Source organism: Lysinibacillus sp. G4S2, from assembly GCF_030348505.1.
GTDB lineage: Bacteria > Bacillota > Bacilli > Bacillales_A > Planococcaceae > Lysinibacillus.
The window spans coordinates 2,935,332-2,961,345 of record NZ_JAUCFJ010000002.1 but is presented as its reverse complement, the minus strand read 5'-3'; the positions used below and the strand labels follow the sequence as shown (position 1 = coordinate 2,961,345).

Annotated in this window: 30 protein-coding genes and 1 pseudogene; 24 read left to right on the top strand and 7 right to left on the bottom strand. The window is 34.4% G+C overall.

Annotated elements, in window-relative coordinates; genetic code table 11:
* Positions 1–4: 4 nt before the first annotated feature.
* Complete coding sequence (locus tag QUF91_RS15295) at positions 5–145, bottom strand: hypothetical protein (protein ID WP_289418348.1); 141 nt, start codon at positions 143–145, stop codon at positions 5–7.
* A gap of 154 nt (positions 146–299) precedes the next feature.
* Between QUF91_RS15295 and QUF91_RS15290 the strand changes: the two genes are divergently transcribed.
* Together QUF91_RS15290 and QUF91_RS15285 are read left to right on the top strand one after the other, a co-directional pair.
* On the top strand, positions 300–995 hold the full coding sequence (locus QUF91_RS15290) for an ABC transporter ATP-binding protein (protein ID WP_285397278.1): 696 nt from the start codon (positions 300–302) through the stop codon (positions 993–995).
* 11 nt (positions 996–1,006) lie between these two features.
* Positions 1,007–1,717 (top strand): ABC transporter permease, encoded by a 711-nt coding sequence (locus QUF91_RS15285; protein ID WP_285397277.1) that lies wholly within the window; start codon positions 1,007–1,009, stop codon positions 1,715–1,717.
* Between the two features lie 167 nt (positions 1,718–1,884).
* Here QUF91_RS15285 and QUF91_RS15280 read toward each other — a convergent pair whose 3' ends face one another.
* Entirely contained in the window at positions 1,885–3,087 is a 1,203-nt protein-coding gene (locus tag QUF91_RS15280) for an alpha/beta hydrolase (RefSeq protein ID WP_289418345.1), read from the bottom strand.
* Positions 3,088–3,754: 667 nt separating this feature from the next.
* Here QUF91_RS15280 and QUF91_RS15275 point away from each other — a divergent pair.
* A pseudogene (locus QUF91_RS15275) lies at positions 3,755–4,112 on the top strand (VOC family protein); the annotation flags it as partial.
* Positions 4,105–4,482, top strand: a complete 378-nt coding sequence (locus QUF91_RS15270) for a VOC family protein (protein ID WP_285397275.1) — start codon at positions 4,105–4,107, stop codon at positions 4,480–4,482. The pseudogene QUF91_RS15275 and the gene QUF91_RS15270, both read left to right, overlap by 8 nt.
* Before the next feature lie 180 nt (positions 4,483–4,662).
* Here QUF91_RS15270 and QUF91_RS15265 read toward each other — a convergent pair whose 3' ends face one another.
* The 3 genes from QUF91_RS15265 to QUF91_RS15255 form a co-directional block, all read right to left on the bottom strand.
* Positions 4,663–5,016 (bottom strand): cupin domain-containing protein, encoded by a 354-nt coding sequence (locus QUF91_RS15265; RefSeq protein ID WP_285397274.1) that lies wholly within the window; start codon positions 5,014–5,016, stop codon positions 4,663–4,665.
* Between the two features lie 20 nt (positions 5,017–5,036).
* On the bottom strand, positions 5,037–5,951 hold the full coding sequence (locus QUF91_RS15260) for a class I SAM-dependent methyltransferase (protein WP_285397273.1): 915 nt from the start codon (positions 5,949–5,951) through the stop codon (positions 5,037–5,039).
* A gap of 149 nt (positions 5,952–6,100) precedes the next feature.
* Positions 6,101–6,784, bottom strand: a complete 684-nt coding sequence (locus tag QUF91_RS15255; RefSeq protein WP_285397272.1) for a DUF421 domain-containing protein — start codon at positions 6,782–6,784, stop codon at positions 6,101–6,103.
* 475 nt (positions 6,785–7,259) lie between these two features.
* Here QUF91_RS15255 and QUF91_RS15250 point away from each other — a divergent pair, with 475 nt between their 5' ends.
* The 13 genes from QUF91_RS15250 (at position 7,260) to QUF91_RS15190 (ending at position 18,940) form a co-directional block, all read left to right on the top strand.
* Positions 7,260–7,817 carry a cysteine hydrolase family protein gene (locus QUF91_RS15250; protein WP_285397271.1) on the top strand — a complete coding sequence of 186 codons (558 nt, stop codon included), beginning with the start codon at positions 7,260–7,262 and terminating at the stop codon, positions 7,815–7,817.
* Between the two features lie 153 nt (positions 7,818–7,970).
* On the top strand, positions 7,971–8,444 hold the full coding sequence (locus tag QUF91_RS15245) for a GbsR/MarR family transcriptional regulator (RefSeq protein WP_285397270.1): 474 nt from the start codon (positions 7,971–7,973) through the stop codon (positions 8,442–8,444).
* A gap of 11 nt (positions 8,445–8,455) precedes the next feature.
* Positions 8,456–9,274: an alpha/beta fold hydrolase gene (locus QUF91_RS15240; protein ID WP_285397269.1), complete on the top strand. Its 819-nt coding sequence runs from the start codon at positions 8,456–8,458 to the stop codon at positions 9,272–9,274.
* Between the two features lie 15 nt (positions 9,275–9,289).
* A complete protein-coding gene (locus QUF91_RS15235; RefSeq protein ID WP_285397268.1) occupies positions 9,290–9,862 on the top strand; it encodes a DUF1697 domain-containing protein in 573 nt (190 codons plus the stop codon).
* Positions 9,863–10,167: 305 nt separating this feature from the next.
* Positions 10,168–10,371 carry a helix-turn-helix transcriptional regulator gene (locus QUF91_RS15230; protein WP_285397267.1) on the top strand — a complete coding sequence of 68 codons (204 nt, stop codon included), beginning with the start codon at positions 10,168–10,170 and terminating at the stop codon, positions 10,369–10,371.
* Positions 10,371–11,063 (top strand): DUF3169 family protein, encoded by a 693-nt coding sequence (locus tag QUF91_RS15225; RefSeq protein WP_285397266.1) that lies wholly within the window; start codon positions 10,371–10,373, stop codon positions 11,061–11,063. The genes QUF91_RS15230 and QUF91_RS15225 overlap by 1 nt, the downstream gene beginning before the upstream one ends.
* 453 nt (positions 11,064–11,516) lie before the next feature.
* A complete protein-coding gene (locus QUF91_RS15220) occupies positions 11,517–12,209 on the top strand; it encodes an ABC transporter permease (RefSeq protein ID WP_289418341.1) in 693 nt (230 codons plus the stop codon).
* 330 nt (positions 12,210–12,539) lie between these two features.
* Positions 12,540–13,286 (top strand): amidohydrolase family protein, encoded by a 747-nt coding sequence (locus tag QUF91_RS15215; protein WP_285397264.1) that lies wholly within the window; start codon positions 12,540–12,542, stop codon positions 13,284–13,286.
* 302 nt (positions 13,287–13,588) lie between these two features.
* The gene (locus QUF91_RS15210; RefSeq protein WP_289418339.1) at positions 13,589–14,803 is read left to right on the top strand and encodes a phosphoenolpyruvate hydrolase family protein; all 1,215 of its coding nucleotides are present in this window, start codon (positions 13,589–13,591) and stop codon (positions 14,801–14,803) included.
* A 107-nt stretch (positions 14,804–14,910) separates the two neighbouring features.
* Positions 14,911–16,134, top strand: a complete 1,224-nt coding sequence (locus QUF91_RS15205; protein WP_289418337.1) for a Tm-1-like ATP-binding domain-containing protein — start codon at positions 14,911–14,913, stop codon at positions 16,132–16,134.
* Position 16,135: 1 nt separating this feature from the next.
* Positions 16,136–16,966 carry a phosphoenolpyruvate hydrolase family protein gene (locus tag QUF91_RS15200; protein ID WP_285397261.1) on the top strand — a complete coding sequence of 277 codons (831 nt, stop codon included), beginning with the start codon at positions 16,136–16,138 and terminating at the stop codon, positions 16,964–16,966.
* 307 nt (positions 16,967–17,273) lie between these two features.
* The gene (locus QUF91_RS15195) at positions 17,274–17,744 is read left to right on the top strand and encodes a MarR family transcriptional regulator (RefSeq protein ID WP_285397260.1); all 471 of its coding nucleotides are present in this window, start codon (positions 17,274–17,276) and stop codon (positions 17,742–17,744) included.
* A gap of 11 nt (positions 17,745–17,755) precedes the next feature.
* Positions 17,756–18,940, top strand: a complete 1,185-nt coding sequence (locus QUF91_RS15190) for an MFS transporter (RefSeq protein WP_289418335.1) — start codon at positions 17,756–17,758, stop codon at positions 18,938–18,940.
* A 119-nt stretch (positions 18,941–19,059) separates the two neighbouring features.
* Here the strand turns inward: QUF91_RS15190 and QUF91_RS15185 are convergent, their stop codons facing one another.
* Entirely contained in the window at positions 19,060–19,521 is a 462-nt protein-coding gene (locus tag QUF91_RS15185) for a putative iron-sulfur cluster-binding metallochaperone (protein ID WP_285397258.1), read from the bottom strand.
* Between the two features lie 731 nt (positions 19,522–20,252).
* On the opposite strand from QUF91_RS15185, the gene QUF91_RS15180 reads away from it, so the two are divergent.
* A complete protein-coding gene (locus QUF91_RS15180; protein ID WP_285397257.1) occupies positions 20,253–20,471 on the top strand; it encodes a hypothetical protein in 219 nt (72 codons plus the stop codon).
* 124 nt (positions 20,472–20,595) lie between these two features.
* On the opposite strand, the gene speG is transcribed toward QUF91_RS15180, so the two are convergent.
* On the bottom strand, positions 20,596–21,111 hold the full coding sequence (gene speG / locus QUF91_RS15175) for a spermidine N1-acetyltransferase (RefSeq protein ID WP_285397256.1): 516 nt from the start codon (positions 21,109–21,111) through the stop codon (positions 20,596–20,598).
* 543 nt (positions 21,112–21,654) lie between these two features.
* Between speG and QUF91_RS15170 the strand changes: the two genes are divergently transcribed.
* From QUF91_RS15170 to QUF91_RS15145, 6 genes are all read left to right on the top strand, one after another.
* On the top strand, positions 21,655–21,795 hold the full coding sequence (locus QUF91_RS15170) for a hypothetical protein (protein WP_289418333.1): 141 nt from the start codon (positions 21,655–21,657) through the stop codon (positions 21,793–21,795).
* The gene (locus QUF91_RS15165) at positions 21,771–21,959 is read left to right on the top strand and encodes a hypothetical protein (RefSeq protein WP_289418332.1); all 189 of its coding nucleotides are present in this window, start codon (positions 21,771–21,773) and stop codon (positions 21,957–21,959) included. Before QUF91_RS15170 ends, QUF91_RS15165 begins: the two co-directional genes overlap by 25 nt.
* A gap of 24 nt (positions 21,960–21,983) precedes the next feature.
* Positions 21,984–22,556: a histidine phosphatase family protein gene (locus QUF91_RS15160; protein ID WP_289418331.1), complete on the top strand. Its 573-nt coding sequence runs from the start codon at positions 21,984–21,986 to the stop codon at positions 22,554–22,556.
* Between the two features lie 103 nt (positions 22,557–22,659).
* Entirely contained in the window at positions 22,660–22,833 is a 174-nt protein-coding gene (locus QUF91_RS15155) for a hypothetical protein (protein ID WP_289418330.1), read from the top strand.
* 181 nt (positions 22,834–23,014) lie between these two features.
* Positions 23,015–23,602 carry a DJ-1/PfpI family protein gene (locus QUF91_RS15150; RefSeq protein ID WP_285397759.1) on the top strand — a complete coding sequence of 196 codons (588 nt, stop codon included), beginning with the start codon at positions 23,015–23,017 and terminating at the stop codon, positions 23,600–23,602.
* 305 nt (positions 23,603–23,907) lie between these two features.
* Entirely contained in the window at positions 23,908–25,983 is a 2,076-nt protein-coding gene (locus QUF91_RS15145) for a serine hydrolase domain-containing protein (RefSeq protein WP_289418328.1), read from the top strand.
* The last annotated feature ends 31 nt before the right edge of the window (positions 25,984–26,014 follow it).

Genomic DNA, 26,014 nt, shown 5'->3' with positions numbered 1-26,014 from the left:
GGAGTTAAAAAATAGCTATATAGTCAACGTTGAATATCCAATGTTGAATCATTTCGGACGGGTATTTGGACATCTGTAGCTGACGCTTCACTTTCGCTACAAAAAACATCTGTAGCTGACGCTTCACTTTCGCTACAAAAAACATCTGTAGCTGACGCTTCGCTTTCGCTACAAAAACATTTGCTGAAAGAAATTAAAGCCTCTGGCGGGTTACGGGATCGGAAAGGTGTTTTTTGCAAGTACAAAGCCGATTCCGAACGCAATTATGCCGAGGCAAAATTGATACGAGGAGAGAAAATATGAAAAGGCTACTTAGTGCTAATCAATTAACGAAAAATTATAAGGCAAGATGTGTCGTTGATTGTATAAATGTTGATATTAAAGAAGGTGAGATAGTAGCTTTAATTGGCTCGAATGGTGCTGGGAAAACGACTACTATCAGTATGCTCCTTGGAATTGTTCCCCCAGACAGTGGAACAATTGAATATTGGACTTCTGATTACAAAAAGGAGATAGGTACGCAACTTCAATCAACACCATTTTTCGAAGGTTATTCCGTAGAAGATAATATGAAATTATTTGCTGCATTTTATGGGATTTCATTAACGGATAAGATGATTGATGACAAGCTCGCAGCCTTTGATTTACTACATGTTAAAAAAACGCCTGCCATCAAACTGTCATTAGGACAGCAAAAACGCTTAGCCATTATCGTGACTACTTTGCATAATCCAAAGCTAGTCATTTTGGATGAGCCTTCTGCAGGATTAGATCCGCGGGGGCAAAAGGAAATTCAACATATCATTAAGCGATTAAAAGAAAGTGGAGTTGCCGTGTTATTTTCTTCTCATGATATGTTGGAGGTTATGAATGTAGCTGACAGAATTTTGATTATGCATCACGGAAAAATAATGGCAAATGGTTCACCTGATGGATTAATAGCGCAATACCAAACTCAAAATTTAGAGGATTTATTTTTTGAATTAACAAAGTGAGGAGCAAGAGGATGAAAACTGTTTTTTTATTAAATTTAAAATCTAGCATGAAAGATATGTATTTACTATTTTGGTCAATTTTAATGCCATTCGCCGCTATTATTGCGTTAAGAATTTTTTTACCGAGCTATTCAGGAGATTATGTAGAAGGAATCATTGCTGTTAGTGTATTTTTTTATTCATTTATGACTACTGCTTTTATAGCGTTGTCTCAACGAAAACGAGGTGTTTATAATTTACTTCACGCAACACCTATGCCTTTGTGGAAATATATCGTCAGTGTTTCGAGTTCATGGTCTGTCATAGCTATTATCCTGTCATATATAGTGCTTTTATTTGCTTTAGTTATCAATCAATTGAAATTTTCCTTTAATGTTCTCTTTTATATGACACCAATTATTCTAATAGCTTCATTAAGTTTTGTATTTTTAAGCTTTTTTATTTCAAGTCTCGTGAAAAATGAAGGGCATTTGAGTATGACTGCGAATGTACTGATGATACCAATGCTGCTTTGTAGTAATGCATTTTTTACAATGGAAAAAGCGCCAAATTTTATCCAATATATAAGTCTAGTGAATCCATTTGAATGGTTTTTGAATGGCATAAAAGCCGCATTCCTAAATAATTTTAGTACATGGGGGGAATCTTTACTCCTCTTAATAGGATGCCTAGCTTTGACACTAATTATTTCCTTAAAAACCTTCAAGTATAGTGATCAATAATTGTAAAGGTAATAAATTAAATGACCAGAACTCAAAAGTGGGTCTGGTCATTTTGTAATGTGAGCTAGTATGCACAACAACTTGGTGGTGTATAAGTCCACTCAGGCTTTATATTCGAAAGGGGGCTTTTGAAAATCAACTGATCTACTATTTTTTTGCGTATCATTTTATTTGTTATATTTCTGAAGGAATACCTTGAGCTTCTCGTAAGTAATTTGGGTATTCAAATTACCTGGTACTCCATCATAAACATGTTCAGCTTTCGGAAGATAATAGATCTCATGAGAAACATTATTCATTGAAAGTTCCCTGTCCAATATTGTAGCTTGTTCTGTTGGGACAAGACTATCGCTCGTTCCTAAAAACATAATGGTAGGTGGTGTGTGTTCTCCAATATAGTTGATAGGAGAAAGCTTTTGATAACGATCAGGAAATTGTGAAGGTGTGCCCCTAATGTACTCTTTCATAACATTTTGCACATAGCCTGGACTAGGGTTATTCTCATGAAATTTTGTCATATCTGACGGTCCGTAAAAGTTAATCACGGTATTAATACGTACTGAAGGTACATCGATGGACGGTGGTAAAGTTGTGTCTCCCATACTATAAGCAGCAAGCATAGCTAGATTTCCACCTGCTGAATCACCCATTAAGTTAATTTTTTCAGGATCAATTTTGTAAGTATCCGCATGTTCTACTACCCATCCTATTGCTGATTTCACATCAGCTACTTCATCTTTCCATCCTGCTTGAGGAGGCATGCGATAGTCTATATCAAAAACAGTAAATCCTAATTCACTTAACCATTGATTCCAAAAAGGGGTACTCGCTTTACTACCATCAACCCATCCGCCTCCATGTACCTTTATAACAGCGGGGGTACGTGTGTTTTTCAATTTTTCATTGGCGGGCCACATATCAAGCTTTAACTCAACACCATCTGTAGTTTTTCCATATACGATATCTTTTGTAAACGTTGATGATATTTCTGTTTTGTTGTTAAAAAAGTGAGAATAAAGTGAAACTTGAACATTTTCTTTTTTAGCATAGTTCTCCATTTCTATTATTGGCTCTATAATTAAAAATGCATTTATTAACAATAATGAAATCGAAATGAATTGAGCGATTTTAGCTTTCTTCCATGAAGCAAGTATTACTAACACTATGATAAAAAATGTTAGTATTACTAAAAACCATGGAGTGTACAATGCGAGCGTTCCAAGGAAACCAACTACACTAAGAATATTAGTTGTATTAAAAATGGCATATGCAATCATGGCAGTAAGAAGTGTTAGTACTACTGAAAAGCCTGTTAATAGCCACTGAAAAAAACCTTTAGGTCGCAATTTGGTTAATTGTTTTTGTTCCATATTTCAAAATTCCTCCATACTAAAGAATATATTTTATCTCCGACAGCAATATCCCTCAAAAATTTTTATGAATCAAATACAATTGGATATTAAAGTCCTTATACAATTCTCTCTCTCTATAATATATAGAATCAATTTTTTTATTAATATAGTTAATCTACAAAAAAGGTGAGATTTAGTATAGATATGTGGACATTTGAGGAGAATCTTTACTTTTCTTATTGGGATGACTTTGACATTTATCATTTCCTTGTAGAAAAACGCTACTTTACAGTTAACGCCACTTGGCATTTTGTAAGGAGCGTCGAAATTGTAAAATTGGCCAGAACGGATATAAAAGCTGAAAATAGAATAATTCATTAAAGAAATTGGAGAGGGTGAGTGGATGACTGACTACTCCCACAGCTAAAGCAGCGGGGTTCTTATATACTTAAGAGAAGCGTTACAAAGCTCTCCACAGATGGTGTTGCCATGTCCTGTGTACAACATCTTTGATTTATCTTCTGTTCTATAATAAAACAATCTTTTTTCGATTTCGTCATTACCCGTCACTCCTTTATTTTTTGATTATTCACAATATACAACAAAAACATACGTTCTGTAAAGAAAAGCACTTCATTCCTCCCAGCTCTGAAGAAGTGGGCTTCCTGAAGGTCAATTCTATGAATGGTATGTAAATAATCTGGGAGCAACATGCAGTTACCAAGATAATGATAAAGCTATTCTTAATTTTGCCAATCAAAGTTTTTTTCTTGTTAGAGCAACGAGTAATCAAAGCTCAAATTTCATTGATTGCTATGGAGAGGAGCGTTTTTTAAATAACCTTTGAGGTTGATGGATTAAGTGCATTAAAGACTACCCATAAAGATTTCATCGATAAAGGAATTACAGTTGGAGAAATTGAAAATAGGGGACATGCGGGAAGAAATTTTGTTTTTAAAGATATAGACGGAAATAAATTTGATGTGTGGAGCGACCTGAGTCCTACTTTTAAAGCAAAACTCAAGGAGGAAAAATATGAGTAAACCCATATTGAAAGGAGTAGAAGCAATATTTATTCCGATTAAAAACCCCGAATTATCTGCTAAATGGTATGAGGAGAAACTAGGATTTTCACTTCTTTACTTAGAAGATGATGCAGCGGTAATGAAAATTGATGAAGAATCTCAAACAGTTGTTTGTTTAGTAAAAGCAAAAAATTATACGCCACTAAATTTCCCAGACAATTATTTTGGTGTAGGCAAATTCTTTAATTTTATATCGCATGACATTGAAGAAACTTATCGATCGTTAATTGAAAAGAATGTAAAAGTTAATGAAATAGATGGAGAAGGAGAGACGAAATTTTTCACCTTTTATGATCCTGATGGAAATCCACTGGGAGTTTGTCAATAAAGTATATAGAAACACTATTTCCTGAACAGTAAATTTATAGAGGGCCACTTATTATTATAAGTGACCCTTAGTAACGAAGCTTGGAGGTGTAAGACTAAACCATCTTACATTACTAACATATGATACGATGTTATTCTTGCATAGTTAATTGCCTGAGAAATAGTTTAAAAATGTAGTAACTTATTTTAAAGGCATATAAGCTGACGGATTTAACTGTTCAGATTCTATCACGATTCCAGTTAATCCTTTGGTCGTTTTAGTTTCATGCCATTCACCTTTTTCCCAAAAAACTGCATCTCCAGGCTGGACTTTGAAATATTGCTCCAGTTCATTTCTTACAAATCCTTCGCCTTCTATAATTAAGAGCAGTTGAGGAACAACAGCTTGATGATAGCCTATAATACCGTTTTCTTCTAAATACATGCAACCGATACTAGCTGATGCTTCGGTGTTAATAATGCGAGACATAATAAATTTTGAATTAAACTGTGAGATGTTTTTACCATTTACTTTAGAAAATTGAAAAAACTTCATTGGATTCCTCCAAACTTTTATCATTTTTTCACAGCATGAACGTAATGAATCGTTTCAAAGGCTGTTAGATAATCTTTGCGATTGTCAAAGTAAAGCTCATTAATGTTAGCTGGAGATAAATGCTCATAAATTAGTAGTCCTGATTTTTCTAACATCATTTCCATTTCCTCATAAGTAAAACACGATTTCATCGGTTCACCACTCGCTGTAGCCATTTTCACCATGTTGTCCACTCGATTAGAGATTCCTTGTTCTTTAAATAAGTTTTCATCTGCATAATCCATAACTATGGAGCTTCCTGGTGGTAGATTTGCAAACAAATGCTCAATCAAGCTTGAAGTTTCCTCTTTCGTTAAATAATAGGAAACGCCTAGTAGACTAAAGAACGTTTTTTTATTGTCAAAGCCGCTGTCCAGAAGATTTTGATATGAAAACTTTTTTGTGAAATCCATCGAAACGAAATGTACATTACTAGGAAGCTTTAAATCAACTTCGTCTAATCTTTTCTTTTTAAATTCTTGTGTTGCAGGGTGATCAACTTCAAAGATTTCCAAAATGTTTTCAAATTCCGGGTGTCTTAAGCAAAACGTATCTAACCCTGCTCCGAGTATGACATATTGTTGTAAACCTAACATGACTTCATTCAGTAAAACCTTTTCACAATATGCTGCACGTGCCAATGGCGTAGGGGAGAGTTGAATTTGCACAATCCATTTTAATAGTTCTTCGCTATTTCCATTTAATATTTCTACGATTTCTTTGTTAAAAAATTGGATGCCTTGAACCATATTTGTTTGAATATCATTGAATTCTTTTTGTGTGATTAAATCTTTTGCTAGATAGTCATCAAAAATTTTAGGGCTATCAAATTGGCTATGATAAGCTCTGCTAAATGCTGAGATTAATGAAGTTAAACTGGATTCACCTTTGTTCATGCAAATACACTCCTTCAAAAAAAATAGGATTCCCCTGGCCAGGAGAATCCTATTGTACAAATAAATATCAAAAAAAGTAAATTATTACATAAATATTTTTTTTTGTCAAGTTTTGAGTGTTGGAATCATTGAAATTTTAGTCATCTTAATCATTTTTTTTGGATAAACATTTCTCCGTTAGGTTGAATTTCTGCATAGAAAACCTCATCTATTGATTTTATATTTGCTTTTTTTAATTCATTATTCAGCCAATCTTTACTTTTTCCAATTTCTAATAAATTTCGTTTTAGTAATTTACCGTCTGCGATTATTTCAGTAGGGATAAATGCTGGGCTTTGTGGGAGTATTTTTAAATCAATCTTCTGCGTTCCTTGATATTCTGGCTTTTTAAGAATACTAAGAATGCCATTTGGTTCTAGGATAGCATAGTCAATTTCTGTAATTGAAAAAACCTGATACTGTCTAATCATCATAGTAAGATCATCGATATTAATTTTAGTTTTTGCTAAAGCTTCTTTATCGATTTTCCCTTTTTTAATAACAATTGTTGGCTGACCATCAAGTATAACTCTTATTTTTCCAGATTTAAGACTAATGTAACCAATAATAGTATTAAGCAAACACCATACAATTAAGCTAGTTAATTCTTTTGTGTAATTGCCTGTATCCAAAACAACCATATTAGCTGCAATTGAACCAATTGTAATGCCAGTTACATAGTTGAAGAAAGTTAAGTGACTTAGCTGTTTTTTACCTAAAAACCTTGTAAGTGTAAGAAGCACAAAAAAAGTAATAACGGTTTCAACAACTATCTGTGAATAACTTACGTTCAAAATCTCACTCCTCGTCTTAACCCTAGATTACCCACCGTATTTAAAAAGATACTTCCGTAAATGAATGAACTTATAGTGGGCAATCTTTTGTGTTAGTTAAGTTTTGAAATTGAACTATTTGAGGAGAGTGTAAAAACTATTAGTATTTGAAAAATTACGTCGAGCGCTATGTAATATAAGAAAGTAATGAAGGAAGGGAAATTGAATGAAAAGAGTACAGCTGGATTGACAATATTCCGAGAATAATGATGGATAAACATAGTTAATCAACGCACCTTCCATATCACATAAAGTTTCTTATTATGGAAAATTGTGATAAGGTTTTGTTGTCTTAAAATAAATTATTTAAAGACAATTTCGCTTAGGGGGTAGGTATTATGACAAACAAAAATTATGTCAACGTGATAAACAAAAAGGGGAAAACGACTAACTAATGATTATATAGCGTTTTCTCAAATAGAGAGGGGACAGTTATTTGAATCAAGCATTACTAATTATCGATGCTCAACAAGAATTAATGGATGGCAATGAGAAAGAAAGGGCTGTTTATAATAAGGAACAGCTTATTAGAAATATTAATATAGTCATTGAAAAAGCAAGAGAATCCAATGTTCCAATAGTGTTTGTGAGGGATCTTGATGTTGCTGAAGGAAAAAGTCCAGGATTCGAAATTCATAATGGGATTAATGTACCAAAAGAAGCTAAGATATTCGATAAAACTGCAACAAATTGCTTTCATGGGACAGGACTTCTAAATGATATAAGGTCTCAAGCGATTATACATGTTGTGATTATGGGCTGTTCAACGCAACACTGTATCGATAGTGCAGTTAGAACAGCGACAATTAACGGTTTGGATGTCACGTTAGTTGGTGATGGGCATTCAACAGTGGACAGTGATGTATTAAGTGCTGAGCAAATAATAAAGCATCATAATAACACGCTTCATGGCCATTATAATGTTGAACACTTTTCTGTTGTTAGAAATGCAGAAGAAGACTTATTTCAACCTACTCATGATTCGTATAGATAAGAAATATAGTAAGGGCACTCATTTGATGGGTGCTTTTCTTTTTGGTGTTGGTAGCTTGTAAGTTTTACTCAGTTAATCCGAGTACGGAGATAACGAAAAGTCAGGTCAGATGTTACTGTGCAATATATCGCCTCTTGCAAAGAGGTGTACGATATGAATAATATTATATTAAACGATGAGCAGAAGGTATTAATAGAGGATTTTGAAGCTTACATAGAGTCATCAGGCGGTGCAAGGTCACTTGGCAAGATATGGGGATACTTGTTGATATCGGGTTCGCCAAAGTCACTCGATGACATGGTGAACGATTTACAAATTAGCAAAGGGATGGCATCATTGTCCGTTCGACAGGGAGTTCAAATTTCTTTATTTCGTAAAGTAGGGATTCTTGGTAGCAAGCGAGATTTCTATCAATTGCATACAGACGCATGGGCATCGACTTTGCATACGAGCATTGCACAAGGTGCCATGATGGCCCAATATTTGCGTAGAGCGAAGGAGTTAGTTCTAGAGGAACAGGCTGTATCAACCATTGATGAGAGTATCGAGTTTTTTGAATTTGTTATCCAACAGACGGAGCAAATTTTAGTTCAGTGGGAAGAGCGAAAAGAGCGCAATGCAAAGTAGGAGGAAGTCTTATGCCAAAAGTTAATGCTAACGGAATCACTATCCATTACGAAATTAGAGGTCAAGGGACGCCCGTTTTGTTTTTGCACGGGAGCGGAGCATCATGGAAAATGTGGGAGCCTCAATTTGAAGCATTCTCTTCACGCTATCAAATGCTTATGCCCGATTATAGAGGACATGGTGATACAACAAAGGAATTCCCGAATAATAAATATGATCATCATATTATTGTGGAGGATATCAAATGTTTTTTAGATGTTCTTGGGATTAGCAAAATTCATATAGTCGGTGTTTCGCAAGGTGGACAATTGGCTACATTGCTTGCGATAAAATACCCAACATACGTTGATAAGCTCGTAATCTCTAATAGTTTTAGTGAGATGCCTACTATTGCGGCTAGCTGGGTGCTGTCCATATCAAATTTTATATTTAGTCTGCTTCCATACCGTATAATTATAAATATTATGATGAAGTTCTATAAGGATGATCCTTATACTCAGCGGATATTAAGGGAGTCTTTTTCAATTGATAAGAAGATGTTGCTTGCAATGAAAAAAGCACCATTTCCAACCCATACGGATCAATTGCATCGAGTAAAGTCGCCTACACTTGTAATGGGTGGTGCAGGGAAAGTTGTAACGGGCGTTGATGAAGGGAAAGGATCCCGAACTATTTATAACCATCTTCAAAATGCAAAGTTAGCACTATTCAAAGATGCATTCGATCCATTAAGTACGATGCGCCGAGATATTTTTAATGAGATGATTATGGACTATCTAGAGGATAAGCCTTTGAAGCACTATAAGGATGTAGAAATTTTCAAGAAATAAGAGAGGCGGGATAGTATGACCATTTATATCGCATTACTTAGAGGAATTAATGTAGGCGGGCACAATAAAATAATCATGGCAGAATTAAGAAGTTCTCTGGAGCAATTAGGATTACAAAATGTGAAGACATATATTCAAAGTGGAAACATCCTTTTTGAATCAGACGAAACTGAGGAGACTTTGCAAACGAAAATTCACGATAAAATTAAAGAGGATTTTGGGATATCTAGTGTTGTTGTCATTCGGACAGCAGAGGAAATACAGCGGATTGTTAGTCAACCCCCTTTTTCAGATAAGGAGATTACAGAAGCGGAACAATCATGTAAAGGTGAATGTCTGCATGTTGCATTATTGCCGACAGCTCCTTCGAAGGTCAATAGTGACAAGTTTTTATCCTTTGCAAACGACAGAGAACTTAGTGTCATAAACGGAAGAGATGTGTATCTTTTATTCTATGACAGTATTCGAAATTCCAAACTGGGTAATAATCTAAAAAAACTTGAGATTCCAGCAACTGTCCGTAATTGGAAAACGCTCATGAAGCTTTCAAGTATGGTCGAAGAAGTCAAACATATGAAGAGTGAATAATATTTATCAAAGCTCTTTATTAAGTATTCGTATATTGGGATTTACAAAAATGCATAAAAAACAAAAAAGATTAGGTATTCAATTATTTTGTGAATTGACTCGAAAAGTTGTTTTTAATAATTCGGGTGAAGTTCACACATTGATAATGTGTACCTAGTCTTTTACATTCTATCAAGTTTATTAAATTCACAACATAAGTTTTTTAAATAGAAAATGTTTTGTGAAATGACTATTATATTTTTATTTTTGACTATCATCGTTGTCAAAAATAAAAGAATCATTTACAATATATTTGAGGTGATCACATGAAAAATCGACTCAAAGAATTGCGAGCAAGGGATGGATTAAATCAAACTGAGTTGGCAAAAAGAGCAAAAGTTTCACGTCAAACAGTTAGTTTGATTGAAAGAAACGAATATATGCCATCTTTACTAATTGCGGTGAAGATTGCTCATGTATTTCAAGAGCCAGTAGAAAATATTTTTATTTTTAGTGAGGAGGAATTGTAATGAAAATGTTATTGATTTACTTTACAGTTGCTGTTTATGGAGTTTATAAATGGATTATAAATTTTAACAATCTATCAGATGCAGCGAATGTATTAATGACTGTAAATTTCATCAGCCTTGTTGCACTTATCATTGCCGAATTGCATAAGCGAAAAATAGAAATCGGATTGGATATGGAACTTAATTTTGATCAAGAGGACCTCCATTTGTTTCAGTTGGAAAGAAAAGCATATACAATGACTATCTATATACAAATTGCAGGTTGTCTATCATTTATAGCGATATTAGTCGGATTTTTATTATTTAGAGATGAATATCCAGAGGTCGTTTTGGCTAGTATCGTGCTGATGTTTTTTGCATTAATCAAGTCATTTCCTAGTGAAAAAATTGTCAACCTTACAAACCCGGGATTTACGTTACCTAATCCTCAATCAAAAAATTATAATAAAGAACTATTAGATCAGTTTGACGATGGACAAAAACATCTCATGTTCCAAGGACTTTATAATTTATATCAATTTACAATTTGGGCTTTAGTACTTTTATCATTTGGATTAATGTATTATTCTGCGTTTACAGGAAACTCGCAGTTAGTTAGTATCGTTTGTATTGGTATATTATTAATGTTTATTCAGATTAGTTTTACAATCAGTTTGAAACCAAACAAACTGAAAGAAAGTGGCGATGTTTAAAGAGTCGTCTTTTGGAATTACTTTCGCTACATAGTATAAATCAAGGACTTCACGATTAGTTTAGAATTTATTAAGAATTATATGGTAAACAAGTAATGTCATGGTTAATAAATGAACACGCATAAAGAAGGCTAGGTATTCACAAATTTTTTGTGAGCCTAGCTTTTTTGTGTTGATGAATTATAACAATAAAAGCCAACAAACTAATTTGAACTGCATTCCAAATATGGGTGCAGGTTTTGTAGATGATCCTACGAGAGATTTGAAATTAATAAATTTGTAAGGAATGAGTAAGAAAAAAGAGATGATCGATTCGTACAATTATAGTACATGAAAGGGGGGCGTTTTAGTTGTCACTATGTAGTATGAAGAAAGGTGAAACCTATTGCTTTTTAGAATCCAGAGGGCTGAAGTCATGCAATAGGTTAAAAACTGAAGAGGAGAGATGATGCTATGGTGCATTTACTAAAGCTGGAAATGAAGAAATTTAACTTAGGTTGGTATGTAAAAGGTGCGATTATCGCGAATATCATTTTAACAGCAATAGTATGTTTCGTTATTTACATTGCACAGAGCGAGGGGGATATACCCATTTCAACGTATCAAGATGTTTATGTACTGATTGGTGTAAGCGTGAGGGCAACGTTTATTGTATTTGCCTCTGTATTGATTGCGAAACTAGTCATTGAAGAATATAAAAATAAAACAATTTTGATTTTGTTCTCTTATCCTGTTAGTCGTAAGAAACTGATCGCTAGTAAACTGACACTGATAGCATTCATAACGTTAATTACTTTGATGTTGTCTAATATCATTGTTGCAGGTCTATTTTCAATCATCAATAGTTATTTTCCTATCGTTCCATTTACATTAACTACAAATCAGTTTATAGGTGAAGTCATAAACATGATTCCTTTTGCTATCGCCTCAACAGGAATAAGTTTAATTCCATTGTATTTTGGGATGCGTAACCATTCTGTTCCGGCCACTATTTGTTCTTCCCTACTCGTGGTGGCAATTGCTTGTTATTATAACCCAGAAATTCCATTGGCGGCCTTCATTCCACTACAAATAGGGCTTGCAGCAGTTGGAGTAATAATTGCATTTCGAGGTATTCGTAATATTGAAAACGAGGATGCGATGTAAAGTGAAGAACGGTAACACAAAATCAGAAAGAGCTAAGAGAAATGTAAGATTTTTGTAATGAATACGGCGGGAATAAGCAATTATTTGTGCTTTGCAATATGGATTATGGTTGCAGGTTTTATAGCGCTAATGACATCTGGAAGTAATACTTTAAGGTATTTCTTATAAGGATTTATATTTTGGCTCACGACATTTGTGGAGGGAATTTTTTGCAAGACTTTAACGACTCCTATATTTTAATTGATAAGAAAAACTTATGGTGTTGCATAAAAAATCATAAATTTTCTTTATGTTCAACGTTTGATAACTTAAAAGAAAGGAGGCGGAAAGATGAGAATTTTTGATGCACACTTTCACATTATTGATTTTGATTTTCCTATTACAGAAAATCAAGGATATGTACCACCCAGCTATGTTGTAGAAGATTACCAAAAAGATACAGCGACTTATAATATTGTAGGTGGTGCAATCGTATCAGGTTCTTTCCAAGGTTTTGACCAAGGTTATTTAGTGAACGCTTTAGAGAAAATGGGATCTGCATTTTGTGGTGTTACGCAACTACCATTTTCGGTAACAGATGATGAGATAATTGATTTACATAAAAAAGGGGTACGCGCACTAAGATTCAATGTGAAGCGTGGCGGCTCCGAAGATTTATCGAAGCTCGATTATTTTACGAGACGTGTATATGATTTAGCTGGTTGGCATAGTGAACTATATATAGACGCTAAAGATTTGCCTGAAATCGCACCAACGATTGAAAAATTACCGGCGATTTCGATTGATCATTTAGGGCTCTCCGAGGAAGGCTTGCCTCATTTGTTGCGGCTCGTAGAAAAAGGTGTACGAGTAAAGGCGACAGGTTTTGGTCGAGTGGAGCTCAATGTAGAAAATGCTTTAAAATCCATTTATGCTGCCAATCCAGAGGCGTTAATGTTTGGCACAGACTTGCCGTCAACACGAGCAAAAAGGCCTTTTGCTTATGCAGATATTGAACTGATTAAAGAATTATTTGATGCAACGTCGGCGGAAAAAATTCTTTATCAAAACGCAATGGATTTTTATTTCAATTGTTGATAGAAGTACTGTTTACAATCAAGTTTATATTTAGAATATATGATTTAGCTGTTTTGAAATTAGTAAAAACTGAATAATCTACTTAGTTATAAAAAAGTCAATTCATTTTTTTTCGAGTTGACTTTTTATTTTGCCAAAGCCATTCATTTGAATAGGAAGGTGAAGTTAACGTGTTTAACCCGGTCAACATTTTAGGACGAGGTTAAAATAGAGTGAATGTAATGTGAAAATTACTTTAAATGAGCAGAATGGTTTATTAACTGAATCTAAACGATGTAAAATTTAGTAGAGGTGTAGACGATATGGGGGATAAGCAAAATAAAAAGAATGCAATCAAAAATTATTTAAAAAAACAAATTAATAAAAATAGATATATATTAGGTGTTGCTGCTGGTTCTGGAATGACGGCTAAATACGCAGAACAAGGTGGCGCTGACTTTATTTTGGCTCTTAATTCAGGTCGATTTAGATTAATGGGGGTTAGTTCATTAGCTGGTTTTTTACCGTATGCCAATAGTAATGATGTTGTAATGGATTTTGCATGTAAAGAGATCATTCCTATGGTAAAAAAAATTCCTGTTTGTTTTGGTTTATGTGCAACAGATCCAACAATTGATTTACATGACTACATTGATTTAATTAAGAAAAAAGGCTTTGCGGGCATTAATAATTATCCAAGTATTGGACTAGTTGATGGGCTTTTTAGAGAAGCTTTAGAGGAACAAGGGATTACATATGATAAAGAGGTAGAGGCTATTCGTATCGCTAGTGAAAAAGGGCTGTTTACTGTTGCCTTTGTATTTAACGAGGAGCAAGCAATAAGTATGGTGGAAGCGAGCGCAGATATTATTTGTGTTCACTTAGGGTTAACGAATGGTGGATCATTAGGTGCTAAAAAGATTTTATCTTTACAAGCTGCCAAAAGGATGGCGGTCAATATATTTAATGAATGTAATGAACTGAATCCAAACATTATTAAAATGATTTATGGAGGTCCGGTTAATAAACCAATAGATGTTCAATATATGTATGATGATACTACTATTATGGGTTACATTGGAGGTTCTGTTTTTGAAAGGATTCCAAATGAACAGACTCTCATACATATTACGAAATCATTTAAGCAAACGAATGATTTTCAGTTTGATGAATTAATCGGTAAAATTACTGATGGCTTAGGAAGTCAAGATGATTATATTAATTTTACAAAGAAATATATAAGCTTACATTATATGGATGAAATATCATTGAATGAAGTGGCAGAACTATTAAATTTATCTCGTTCTTATTTAAGTACGTTATTTAAAAAAGAAATGGGTATATCATTTACTCAATATCTTATTAATTTTCGGCTTAATCGCGCAATTGAAATATTAAAATTAGAAAAGTTACCACTAAATAATATCGCTGAAATGGTAGGTTATCCTGACTACACTCAATTTAGTAAAATATTCAAAAAATACAAAGGTGTGTCACCTAAAAACTATATAAAAAATAACGAAGAGACAATTTTATAGAACAAAAACACATTAACTCTCCTAAAAGAAAACGTTATCATGTAGTTGAGTAATAAATGGTACCGCTTTCTTTAATTTTAAAAAGAATTAAGAAGGGATGAGTTGATGTGAAAACAATTGCCTTGGCTGGAACATTTGATTCAAAAGGACAAGAATATTTATATGTAAAAGAGTTGATGGAATCGTTAGGTTTCAATACTTTCACGATTCATACAGGTGTTTTTAATCCAGTTTTTAATCCCGACGTAACCAATGCTGAAGTAGCAGCTGCCGCTGGAGAAGATATACAAGTAATTGCAGCAAAAAGAGACCGAGCAATTGCAACCGCTGTTCTTGCAAAAGGGATGGAAGTGCTTTTGCCGAAATTGTATGAAGAAGGTAAATTTGACGGCGTACTATCCTTTGGAGGTACTGGAGGGTCGTCTATCGTAACAGCTGGAATGAGAGAATTACCAATTGGTGTTCCTAAAGTAATGGTTTCAACAGTCGCTTCCGGTAACACAGAGCCCTATGTAGGTACTAGTGACATAATTATGATGCCATCAGTAGTAGACGTTGCTGGTTTAAATGTGATTTCGACTAAAATATTTACAAATGCGGTATTTGCGATAGCAGGTATGCTTAACTTTGAAAATAAAACGATCGAGAAAAAAAAGCCTCTTATTGCTGCAACTATGTTTGGACTGACAACACCTTGTATTAATCAGGCTAAAGATTTCTTAGAAGCTAGGGGATATGAAGTTTTAATTTTTCATGCAACAGGTGTTGGTGGTCGGACAATGGAGAATTTAATAGCGAATGGATTTCTAGATGGTGTCCTTGATATTACGACTACTGAATGGGCTGATGAATTAATTGGCGGTGTATTGAAAGCTGGTCCTCATCGTTTAGAAGCAGCTTCAAAAAATCAAATTCCTCAAGTTGTATCAGTTGGTGCGATCGACATGGTTAATTTTGGTCCATTTGATTCTGTCCCTAGTAAATTTAAAGGACGAAAATTTTATAAGCATAATCCAACCGTTACTTTAATGCGCACATCCGTTGAAGAGAACAAGCAAATAGGTGAAGTGATTGCTGAAAAATTATCTTTAGCTAAATGCTACACAGCGTTATTGTTACCGTTAAAAGGGCTATCAGGTCTCGATGTTGAAGGTCAGCCTTTCTACGGTTTAGAGGAAGACAGTATGTTATTTGATACTTTAAGAGAAAATGTTGACCAAAGTAAAGTGGAAATGATTGAAATCAATGCGGATATAAATAGTGAAGAGTTTGCACTAGCTGCAGCGAAAACATTAATTGAATTAATAGAAAATAAAGAAAGGGAAAATTAAAATGTTACAGAGACAAGTTATATTGAATCGATTTAAAGAAGAAATTAATAATGGACATATTCTTGTAGGTGTTGGCGCTGGTACAGGAATTACGGCTAAAAGTAGTGAAGCTGGTGGAGCAGATATGTTGATTGTTTATAATTCAGGCCGTTATAGAATGGCTGGTCGTGGTTCCCTAGCTGGTTTATTATCTTATGGTGATGCTAACCAAATTGTTGTTGAAATGGGTAATGAGGTATTACCCGTAGTAAAAGATACACCAGTACTCGCCGGTGTTAATGGAACAGATCCTTTTAAAGTTATGGAAGTTTTCTTAAAGCAACTGAAAGATCAAGGGTTTAGCGGCGTTCAAAACTTTCCCACAGTTGGTTTAATTGACGGTGTTTTTCGTCAAAATCTGGAGGAAACGGGAATGGGCTATGATTTAGAAGTAGATATGATTAGAAAAGCACATGAATTAGATTTGTTTACTACTCCTTATGTTTTCGATGAAGAACAGGCAAAGAAAATGGCTGAAGCGGGTGCAGATATCTTAGTGGCGCATATGGGATTAACAACAAAAGGAACTATTGGTGCACAAACGGCATTAACTTTAGATGATTGTGTCGATCGAATCCAAAAAATTATTAATGCTGGTAAGTCCGTAAATCCTGATATATTAGCAATTTGCCATGGAGGTCCAATTGCAGAACCGAAAGATGCTGCTTATATTATTGAAAGAGTAGAGGGAATTGTTGGATTCTTTGGTGCATCTAGTATTGAAAGATTTGCTGCAGAAAAAGGAATTAAAGAGCAAACTGAAGCTTTCAAGGGAATAAACAATAGTAATTAGCTTTTCATATAGAAGACATTTTTCGATAGTCTGAGTCACTCATCAATAAAAATGAGTGACTTTTTGTTGTCGAAAAACTTTTATATCAAGGCCCCCCAAGAAGTCGACCACCCTTCAAATACTATGCCTAGAAGTACATAGTAAAAGAAGAATGCCTATTTTATATTTTAGTAATAGGTAACGCTTTTTATGTTAACCGGTTAACAATTTTTATTGACTTACGAAAATTAATAAATTATAGTTGTTGTTAACCGGTTAACAATATTGATTTGTTTTAAAAATATTAAGAAAAGTCTGGTGGAAACTAATGGATAAGATAAATAAAAAAGAAGAAGCTTTGGAGTCTCTACAACATTTAATTACAGAAAGAGAAGCAGCCCAAAAAAGGAGAAAAGTAGATAAAGCAGGCCAAGAAGAAGTGTTAGTTTTAGATTGGACACTTACTCAATTACATATCGTTGCAACAATTAAAGAAAAGGGGAGGGCTAATAATACTTTTCTCTCTGAAAGTTTAAAACTATCTAAACCAGCTATTACAAAAGCCGTTAAAAAGTTGTTACAACATAATATTCTTGCAAAAATGCACCAAGGAGAAAATAAAAAAGAGGTTTATTATCTTCTGACAGAATCAGGAGAGAAGCTTGCTTTAATTCATAATCAATTACATGAGCAAGCAAGAAACAGCTATTTAAGTATTTTAGATAATTTTAATATAGCCGAATTAGAGACTATTATTAAGTTTTTAAACGCTGTTACTGAGAATATAAAGCAAAATTAAGGAGAATGTATATGACAAGACGAATATCTCAAAACAAAGTATTTGTTTTGTATTTGTTAAGTATAAGCACTTTTTTTGCCTCTTTAAATCAAAACATTTATACACCGATTATTCCTCTTATTCGGGATTTTTTCAGCGTCTCAATTAATTGGGTAAACTTCACAGTGAGCAGTTTTATTTTTATTATTGCTATGATTCAAATCAGTTTAGGGACGGTAATTGATAGTAAAAACCAAAAGAGATTATTATTGATTAGCTTTATTTTTATTAATATTTCTACGATATTTTGTGCATATGCAGATCATTTTCTGCTCTTTTTGATAGCTAGAATAGTCCAAGCTATTGGTGCTGGAATCATCCCTTTAGTAACGATAAATATGATTACACGATTATTTGAAGGCGAAGCAAGAGGCAGTGCAATAGGAACGTATCAAATATTACTTACACTCGCTCCAGCTATTTCACCTATATTGGGAGGTTTACTTGGGCAATATTATGGCCACCAAGGAATTTTCCTATTCCTCTTTGTTATATCTGCAGTATTATTTATTTTGATTATTTACGGACTTCCAGATAATGAAAGGAAAGATGACCAAGGTAAAACAAGCAGCTTATTGAAAACGTATATTGCTGTTTTTTCTAATTATATGGGTGTAAGTACAATGATCGTCAGTTTCTTTGTATTCTTTGTATATTTTTCTATTCTTGTTTACTTGCCGATATTGCTTAACGATCAATATCACGTTCCGTTGCAAATCATTGGTTTATTATACTTACCCTTGACCGTTAGTATGATTTTGGGAAGTGTAATATTCAAAAAATTACAGAAAAGAATTCCTTTAAATGACTTGTTTATTGCTGTTCTATTTTTAATGCCCTTAGAAGTAATATTATTTGGTTTACTACATACTAAAACAATTATTGGATTGGCTATCCTATTATTTGGCTATGGCATGACAGTGGGATTTTCACCTCCTTTATTTTCAACTATGATAAGTAATGAATACAGCCAAAATCGAGGAACTGCTTTAGGTCTTTTTAATTTCATCCGTTATTCTGGTATGGCAATCGGAGGAATGTTCTCTGGATTATATAAAGTCATTCCAAGTAATCTAGTATATGTTTTTTTAGGTATCTTTCTTTTTTTCACTTCAATATTACATTATCGAAGTTTAAAGAAAAGACTTTTGTATTAGAATGGTTTATTCCTAAATGCCTTTGATTGTTAACATTAACACATTATTAAAGTGTACCACGATCAATAAAAGGGTCCTGAAAACCTATTTAGGCTTTTAGGACCCCTTATTACTCCTTTTTAGGCTAAACCTTTAATATATTTCGTAACATTCCCCAAACAACAACTTCCTTGAGGGTTGTTTACCTCGCATCCACAACGGTTTTCTTTTATATTTGAACGAATGTGTTCTAAGGGATTAGGCGTGAGTTCATTTTCAACATATTGTTTAATTTTTTCTTTAGTCCAATCAAAACAATAACATATCGGTGTGTGTAATGAGTCATCCTTTTGATGCACAGCTACCTTTATATCAGAAATATGGTACATCTTATTACTCAAATCAAAATAAACTACATGACAATCTGTAGTTGAACAAAAATAGTGATTTTCCACAGCATTTATTGTTTCTAATACAGCTGGTTTAATCAATGATTTAATCGTCATTAGTTTTACGCTTTTAGCTTTATTTTTACAAGAAGGACATACAATAGCGTTTTCATTTATAATTTTTTTATGGCTACTATCACAACAGTTTCCCATGATTTTTCCACCTTTACTTTTTATTTTTAGTCTCTAAAAGTTTCAAAAACAGGATAATCGCACATCATTTTTTTGTAGAATTCATAATTCATCTTATATAAAGTATAAACCATTATGCTAACGTACAGGTAAAAGGAAATTAATAATTTCTCAGAATATCAACATGATAGTGAACACGCATGAAAAAATGACGAGTTACTTACATAAATTGCACCTTTATTTGTTAGTAGTGTTTATTGTCTTCATTCAAGAATTAACTACATTGATGGAATCGAATTTTCTTTTACAATAGACGCTGTGAAGGCATATGTGCATGACCATGATTGGGTAACAGTAGATGAACTACTACAAAATGTCGAGACTCAAAACTCGAATCCCAAAGCATCCTTAAGGCTACATTGCAACAAAATGGAATGACGATTGGTGTGAAAGAATAATTATTCAACGTAAAAAAGGAGATTTATAGAGTAGAAAATAGTAAAATAGATAAGCTGATAGCCAAAAAAGTATTTTTTTGGAAACTCGAAAAGTTTTAACGAAAATGAACAAACACTTCGAAGATCATGTCAGAAAGATCATGCATTGAAAGGGGAATAACGTAGTAAATAAATGTCGAAATACTTAGTGATTTTAATGGATGAATCCTAAAAAATCATAATCAATTTATGATTAAGAGGCGTTTGAAAAAGTCCGATTTAACGCAATTGAAACTTAATATGAAGGGGGGACTATTGGAAATGTTTATAGTGGCAATATTGATTACTTTAATTTTCGGCAGTATTTCTTATATGCTGTTGAAGCATCCTGAGGGTGCTATACAGATGAGTTCCTTTTCAGATGATTTCAAAAAGAAACCAATTTTAAAAAAGTTTATAAAGTTTATGGGCTGGTGGTTTTTATTACTTGTGATAGCAGCGTGGATTGTTGCAATCATCTCCTTGTTTGAATGAGGTTATAAACTTTTTGAGGAAATTTGACTGAATGAAAAAAGCCATAGCGTAGTAATACGCTACAGCTAAAAATTGGTTATGCCTCTTCATATAAGAATTACAATACATAAAAGGGCGAGTATAGCTACATTTGGTTATTAAACTCATATTGGAATATACACATGCGAAGGGCGTCTCGATATTTACCTTCAGTAAAAAATTCTTCTTTAAGTTCTCCCTCAATATGAAATCCAGCTTTTTTATAAATGTAAATGGCTTTTTCGTTTTGTTTATCAACAATTAAATATAGTTTGTGTAGATTTAAAATATGAAAGGCGTATTTCATTGCCAAAATAGTAGCAGCGTAGGCATATCCTTTTCCTTGAGAATTAGGATCAATAATAATTTGAAATTCTGCATTACGGTGGATCAGGTCAATTTCAACTAATTCAACTAATCCAAGAATTTCCTTTTCTTTTTCGACTATAAAACGTCTTTCACTTTGTTTATGGATATGCTTTTCAAATAAATCTTGTAGTTCTACAAAAGATTCATACGGTTCTTCAAACCAATATGACATGATTCTAGAATCATTATTTAATTTATGAACATATTTTAAATCTTCTCTTTCTAACGGTCTTAACTTGATACTTTCTGACATAATCGATGTTCCTCCTAAATTTATAAAAGTGTATGCACACTATAAGCTGTATAGTAACTATACAGTCAAGGAACCATACTTTTTAGAGGTATATGGTAAAATATGCACTAAAACTGGTAGTAAGGAACGGGGAATTCATTCTGTAAAACTATGACTCATCACCAAAAGTTGTGGATGACATTTGTTAAGACGTATATTTTGGATCAGGCGTGTTGATTAGGAAAAAATAGGTTTATTATTGATCGATGAAAGGGTTTTTCTTGTTACTATTTAGTGTCGAGCCCCAAAACAGAATCGCTAAAGCTACTTTTGTTGGTTTTATAGGGCTACTTTGAAGATTTATCGAAGCAAAATCGCCCTTTATCGAAACTATTTGAGCTTTTATCGAAACAAAATCGCCCTTTATCGAAACTATTTGAGCTTTTATCGAAACAAAATCTCATTTTATCGAAACTATTTGGGCTTTTATCGAAAAACAAGCTCTTTCTATCAAAGAAATCAACCACATGTTATGATGAAGAGCTTGTAGCGTAGGGCTACTCGATGCTCGCTCGCAGAAAGCCTTGCTCTGTGCGACAGCGACAAATGTTTTATCTGTGCGAAAGTGAAGCGTCAGCGACAAATGTTTTATCTGTGCGAAAGCGTAGCGACAGCAACAAATGTTTTATCTGTGCGAAAGCGTAGCGACAGCAACAAATGTTTTATCTGTGCGAAAGCGAAGCGACAGCAACAAATGTTTTATCTGTGCGAAAGCGAAGCGACAGCAACAAATGTTTTATCTGTGCGAAAGCGAAGCGACAGCAACAAAGCGCCAAGTCGGAATGGAAATCAACCACACGTTATGGTGATGAGCCAAAACTATAGGAGGCTTTATGAGAACATATATATATTTGGTTCGACACGGTGATTCTCCAAAATATGGGGATGAAAGAACAAGAGATTTAACTGAAAAAGGCAGATTAGACGCTCATCGAATAACTGATATATTAAAAAAAGAGGCCATTGATGTTGTTATTTCAAGCCCGTATCGTCGTTCAATCCTAACTGTACAGAAAGTAGCAGAACAAATTGAAAAAGAAGTAATTGTATTTGAAGACCTTAAAGAGAGAATTTTTAATGCTAAAGATACGCGAATGTCTGACAAGGACTTAATTCCTTTATTAGAAAAGTCATTTTCTGATTCAAACTTTGCTTTACAGGGAGGAGAGTCTAATGCTGACTGCCAGAAACGTGCTATAAAAGTCTTAAAAGATATAGTAAACATATATCAAGGACAGAAAGTAGTGATTGGTACGCATGGGGCTGTTATGACTTTAATGATGAGGTATTATGACAGTAAATACGATTTAAACTTTTTACTTCAAACAACGAAACCAGATATATACAGAATGGAATTCGAAGGGCAAGAATTGGTGGAAGTAAAAAGATTGTGGGAAATTTCTTAGTTTTAAATACACAAGTCAGTGTAGTAGTTGGAAATCGAATTTGAACTAATGGTCCTTTTAAATTATGCTGCAATTTTAGTGAAAAGAAGGTAGATTATTTTTTATGTTCTCAGGATTTGAATGGTTACCTAAAAAATGGGGAAAAAGAAAAGTTTCGGAAAAGTTTTTTCAAGCAAAATTTACTGAAGAAGGTAAAGGGATAACGATTATTACGTATGCTATAGATTTATATGTTATATCTATTCCTTTAGTTGTAAAAAAATATAATTCACTTTAATACATTGAATGACTTAAAGGATGGTAACATAACGATTGATCGTTTGGTAGGAGCATATATTAAGATTCATCAAAGACGTTGTAATAGAAACGGTTAGTCATAATACTTTAAATTTCCTTGATTATCCTTTTTATTGATATAATAGAAATGTTTTAATATTAAAATAACGGAGGAATAGGGAATGAAAATTGCAATTGTCTGTTTCGATAACTTCACTGATATAGATGTTTTTTTACCATGGGATATATTAAATCGTGTACGTCTAGTTGGTGGTATGTCTGAATGGGATGTCCAACTATTAGGAACAGAAACAACTCATATATCTATGTCAGGTTTGAGAATACCAATGACAGGAGACATATCCGAGATCCCTTCTGCTGACGCTGTTATTTTTGCCAGTGGTAAGGGTGTACAAGACTTATATAAAAATCAAGAATATTTAGATAAAATTATTTTAGATCCCCAAAGACAATTAATAGGCTCTATGTGTTCAGGTGCTCTACTACTGGGAGCTAAAAATTTGTTAACAGGCAAAAAAGCAACTACATATCCATCTGTAGTAGATCAACTAAAACAATTTGATGTAGATGTCATTGAACAAAGTTTTGTAAATGAAGGCAATATCTCTACTGCTGCTGGTTGTTTTGCTGCACAAGATTTATCAGCTTGGATAATAGGAACTCTTGTTAATGAAACAATGGTTGACATTGTACTAGAAACTGTTCAACCAGTAGGTAAAGGTTTGTATTTCCAAAAGACTCAAATATAACTCCTTTAAAAGACAAGTGGAAAAAATTACTTATCAGTCATCAAAACAAAAGACCAGGTGCTAAATTGAGCATCTGGTCTTTTTAATTTACTTAGTCATAATCAACCATAAGTCTTAAGCCCGGTATGGTATCAGTCTATCATTGTATTTACGAGCTAATAAAACTTTGATATTCTATTTATGGAAAATATTTCTTTCCTAAGGGGGTAATCTGGATGTTAAAGTGAACAAAAAAATTTTTTTGTGGGGGCATTAATTATTGTTTTAGGAAGTGTATATCTAGAAATCAAGGGGGCAATTCTTTTATGAAAAATAAACTATCTGCGGTGTTAGCCGCAACATTAGCGTTAACGATGAGCCTACCAACAGGGGCGATGGCGTTTTCTAGCAATCAGACTACGGTTGTGGCTAGCCAAGAATTAGCTAGTCAAGAACTGAAAAAGATTGCGGCAGAGAAGGCTACTCTACTCACGAAGTCCTATGAGACGACTAGCGTTCAGTATGCGTTAATTGATAATGGCAAACTTATTTTGTCGGGGCAGACAGGCAAGAACGATATGAATGGGAAACAGCCGCTGACCAAAGATACCCTATACGGGATTGGTTCAGTCAGTAAAATGTATGCAACGGCGGCTGTAATGAAATTGGTCGACGAAGGAAAAGTCGATTTGGATGTTCCTGTCGTCCACTATGTTCCTGATTTCAAGATGAAAGACGAGCGTTACAAAAGCATTACGCCACGTATGCTGTTGAACCACTCCTCCGGCTTGCAAGGTAGTACGCTTAGTAGTTCATTTTTATTTAAAGATAATGATACCTATGCGCATGATAACTTGTTGCAGCAATTGTCCAACCAGCAATTGAAGGCGGATCCTGGCGCGTTCTCGGTATACTGCAACGATGGCTTTACGCTAGCCGAGATTATGGTGGAAAGAGTCAGCGGTATGAGCTTTACCGAATTTATACATCAACGGTTTACAAAACCCTTAAAGCTAAATCATACGAAAACGCCGCAGGACAAATGGGAAGACGATAAGCGGGCTGGACTTTATTTTCCAACGTACCAAGGGCAGCTTCCTGCTGAATCGGTGAATGTGATTGGTACGGGAGGAATCTCTTCCACAGCAGAAGATATGGTGCGATTCTCACAAATATTCATGGGACAGGGAAAAGGAATCCTCTCTGATAAGGCAGTCAAGGCGATGGAGCAAGAGGAATATAAAAAAGGAATGTGGCCTGGGGATGGAGATAATATTATCAACTATGGTCTTGGCTGGGATAGTGTGAAACTATATCCATTCAGTGAATATGGGATAAAGGGCTTGGCTAAAGGCGGAGACACGGCACTGCAACATGCATCACTGGTCGTACTTCCTGAGCAGAAGATGGCAGTGGCTGTGTTGTCATCCAGCGGTAGCAGCACTACAAATCAAATGATGGCGACTGAAATACTGCTCGCTGCGCTTAAAGAGAAGGGCGTAATTAAGGATATCAAGCCGAACAAATCCTTTGGTAAGCCGGTCAAGGCCAAGATGCCTCATGAAGTAGCAAAGAAAGCGGGTTTTTACGGCAATAGTTTCAGTCAATTCAAAATAGAAATTACGAAGAATGGTGAACTGATTTTACCATCTAATCCAGAAGAAAAATATGTATATACTGCGGATGGAAGCTTTATTAATGAGAAAGGTACCTCCAAGCTCAACTTCGTCACTGAGAAGAATAGACGAACATATTTGAGGGAGAGCACATTTATATCGCTGCCAGGTTTAGGGCAAGAAGCGATGACTTACTATTTAGGCGAGAAACTAGAAGACAACGCGCTATCGAAGGAAACCGCTGCCGCATGGGCGAAGCGGGAAGGCGTCAATTTCTATCTTGTGAGCGAGAAATTTAGTTCTATGCAATATTTAATGATGCCTACCAAACAAATTAATAGTAAGGAAGGCATGGAGGGCTATTGGGAAAGCAGAAAAATTACAGGCCCTAACACGGCGATGCATCAGCTCCAAATACCTGTGATGGGTGGCCGTGATACGTCGGAAGCCCGTTTCTATACAGAAGGCGGCGATGAATATATGGAGATGTCCGGATATTTATACGTAAGTGAATCCAACGTAAAACCGCTGGATGTAAGCCAATCATCCAAAGTTACGCTTCAAGCAAATGGGCATGCGAAATGGTTTACGATCCCGCAAGAGGCAGCAGGGAAAACGATGACCGTGGCGTTGCCAGAGAAGAGTGCGTTCGCAGTGTATGATGAGGAGGGTGTATGCGTCAATTTTACTGTTGTGAGCGGCAATAACAAAGTAAAACTACCGAAGAACGGAACGGTTGTATTTGCTGGCGCGCCGAACTCCAAATTTGAAATCACGTTGAACTAGCTACAATTCAAAGTATTGTAAAAGCTGGTAT

Bases quoted from the DNA above. Each gene is read 5' to 3' on its own strand.
- QUF91_RS15295 (WP_289418348.1), bottom strand. From the start codon at position 145: ATGTTTTTTGTAGCGAAAGTGAAGCGTCAGCTACAGATGTTTTTTGTA.
- QUF91_RS15290 (WP_285397278.1), top strand. From the start codon at position 300: ATGAAAAGGCTACTTAGTGCTAATCAATTAACGAAAAATTATAAGGCA.
- QUF91_RS15285 (WP_285397277.1), top strand. From the start codon at position 1,007: ATGAAAACTGTTTTTTTATTAAATTTAAAATCTAGCATGAAAGATATG.
- QUF91_RS15280 (WP_289418345.1), bottom strand. From the start codon at position 3,087: ATGGAACAAAAACAATTAACCAAATTGCGACCTAAAGGTTTTTTTCAG.
- QUF91_RS15270 (WP_285397275.1), top strand. From the start codon at position 4,105: ATGAGTAAACCCATATTGAAAGGAGTAGAAGCAATATTTATTCCGATT.
- QUF91_RS15265 (WP_285397274.1), bottom strand. From the start codon at position 5,016: ATGAAGTTTTTTCAATTTTCTAAAGTAAATGGTAAAAACATCTCACAG.
- QUF91_RS15260 (WP_285397273.1), bottom strand. From the start codon at position 5,951: ATGAACAAAGGTGAATCCAGTTTAACTTCATTAATCTCAGCATTTAGC.
- QUF91_RS15245 (WP_285397270.1), top strand. From the start codon at position 7,971: ATGAATAATATTATATTAAACGATGAGCAGAAGGTATTAATAGAGGAT.
- QUF91_RS15240 (WP_285397269.1), top strand. From the start codon at position 8,456: ATGCCAAAAGTTAATGCTAACGGAATCACTATCCATTACGAAATTAGA.
- QUF91_RS15235 (WP_285397268.1), top strand. From the start codon at position 9,290: ATGACCATTTATATCGCATTACTTAGAGGAATTAATGTAGGCGGGCAC.
- QUF91_RS15230 (WP_285397267.1), top strand. From the start codon at position 10,168: ATGAAAAATCGACTCAAAGAATTGCGAGCAAGGGATGGATTAAATCAA.
- QUF91_RS15225 (WP_285397266.1), top strand. From the start codon at position 10,371: ATGAAAATGTTATTGATTTACTTTACAGTTGCTGTTTATGGAGTTTAT.
- QUF91_RS15220 (WP_289418341.1), top strand. From the start codon at position 11,517: ATGGTGCATTTACTAAAGCTGGAAATGAAGAAATTTAACTTAGGTTGG.
- QUF91_RS15215 (WP_285397264.1), top strand. From the start codon at position 12,540: ATGAGAATTTTTGATGCACACTTTCACATTATTGATTTTGATTTTCCT.
- QUF91_RS15210 (WP_289418339.1), top strand. From the start codon at position 13,589: ATGGGGGATAAGCAAAATAAAAAGAATGCAATCAAAAATTATTTAAAA.
- QUF91_RS15200 (WP_285397261.1), top strand. From the start codon at position 16,136: ATGTTACAGAGACAAGTTATATTGAATCGATTTAAAGAAGAAATTAAT.
- QUF91_RS15195 (WP_285397260.1), top strand. From the start codon at position 17,274: ATGGATAAGATAAATAAAAAAGAAGAAGCTTTGGAGTCTCTACAACAT.
- QUF91_RS15190 (WP_289418335.1), top strand. From the start codon at position 17,756: ATGACAAGACGAATATCTCAAAACAAAGTATTTGTTTTGTATTTGTTA.
- QUF91_RS15185 (WP_285397258.1), bottom strand. From the start codon at position 19,521: ATGGGAAACTGTTGTGATAGTAGCCATAAAAAAATTATAAATGAAAAC.
- speG (WP_285397256.1), bottom strand. From the start codon at position 21,111: ATGTCAGAAAGTATCAAGTTAAGACCGTTAGAAAGAGAAGATTTAAAA.
- QUF91_RS15170 (WP_289418333.1), top strand. From the start codon at position 21,655: ATGCTCGCTCGCAGAAAGCCTTGCTCTGTGCGACAGCGACAAATGTTT.
- QUF91_RS15165 (WP_289418332.1), top strand. From the start codon at position 21,771: ATGTTTTATCTGTGCGAAAGCGTAGCGACAGCAACAAATGTTTTATCT.
- QUF91_RS15160 (WP_289418331.1), top strand. From the start codon at position 21,984: ATGAGAACATATATATATTTGGTTCGACACGGTGATTCTCCAAAATAT.
- QUF91_RS15155 (WP_289418330.1), top strand. From the start codon at position 22,660: ATGTTCTCAGGATTTGAATGGTTACCTAAAAAATGGGGAAAAAGAAAA.
- QUF91_RS15150 (WP_285397759.1), top strand. From the start codon at position 23,015: ATGAAAATTGCAATTGTCTGTTTCGATAACTTCACTGATATAGATGTT.
- QUF91_RS15145 (WP_289418328.1), top strand. From the start codon at position 23,908: ATGAAAAATAAACTATCTGCGGTGTTAGCCGCAACATTAGCGTTAACG.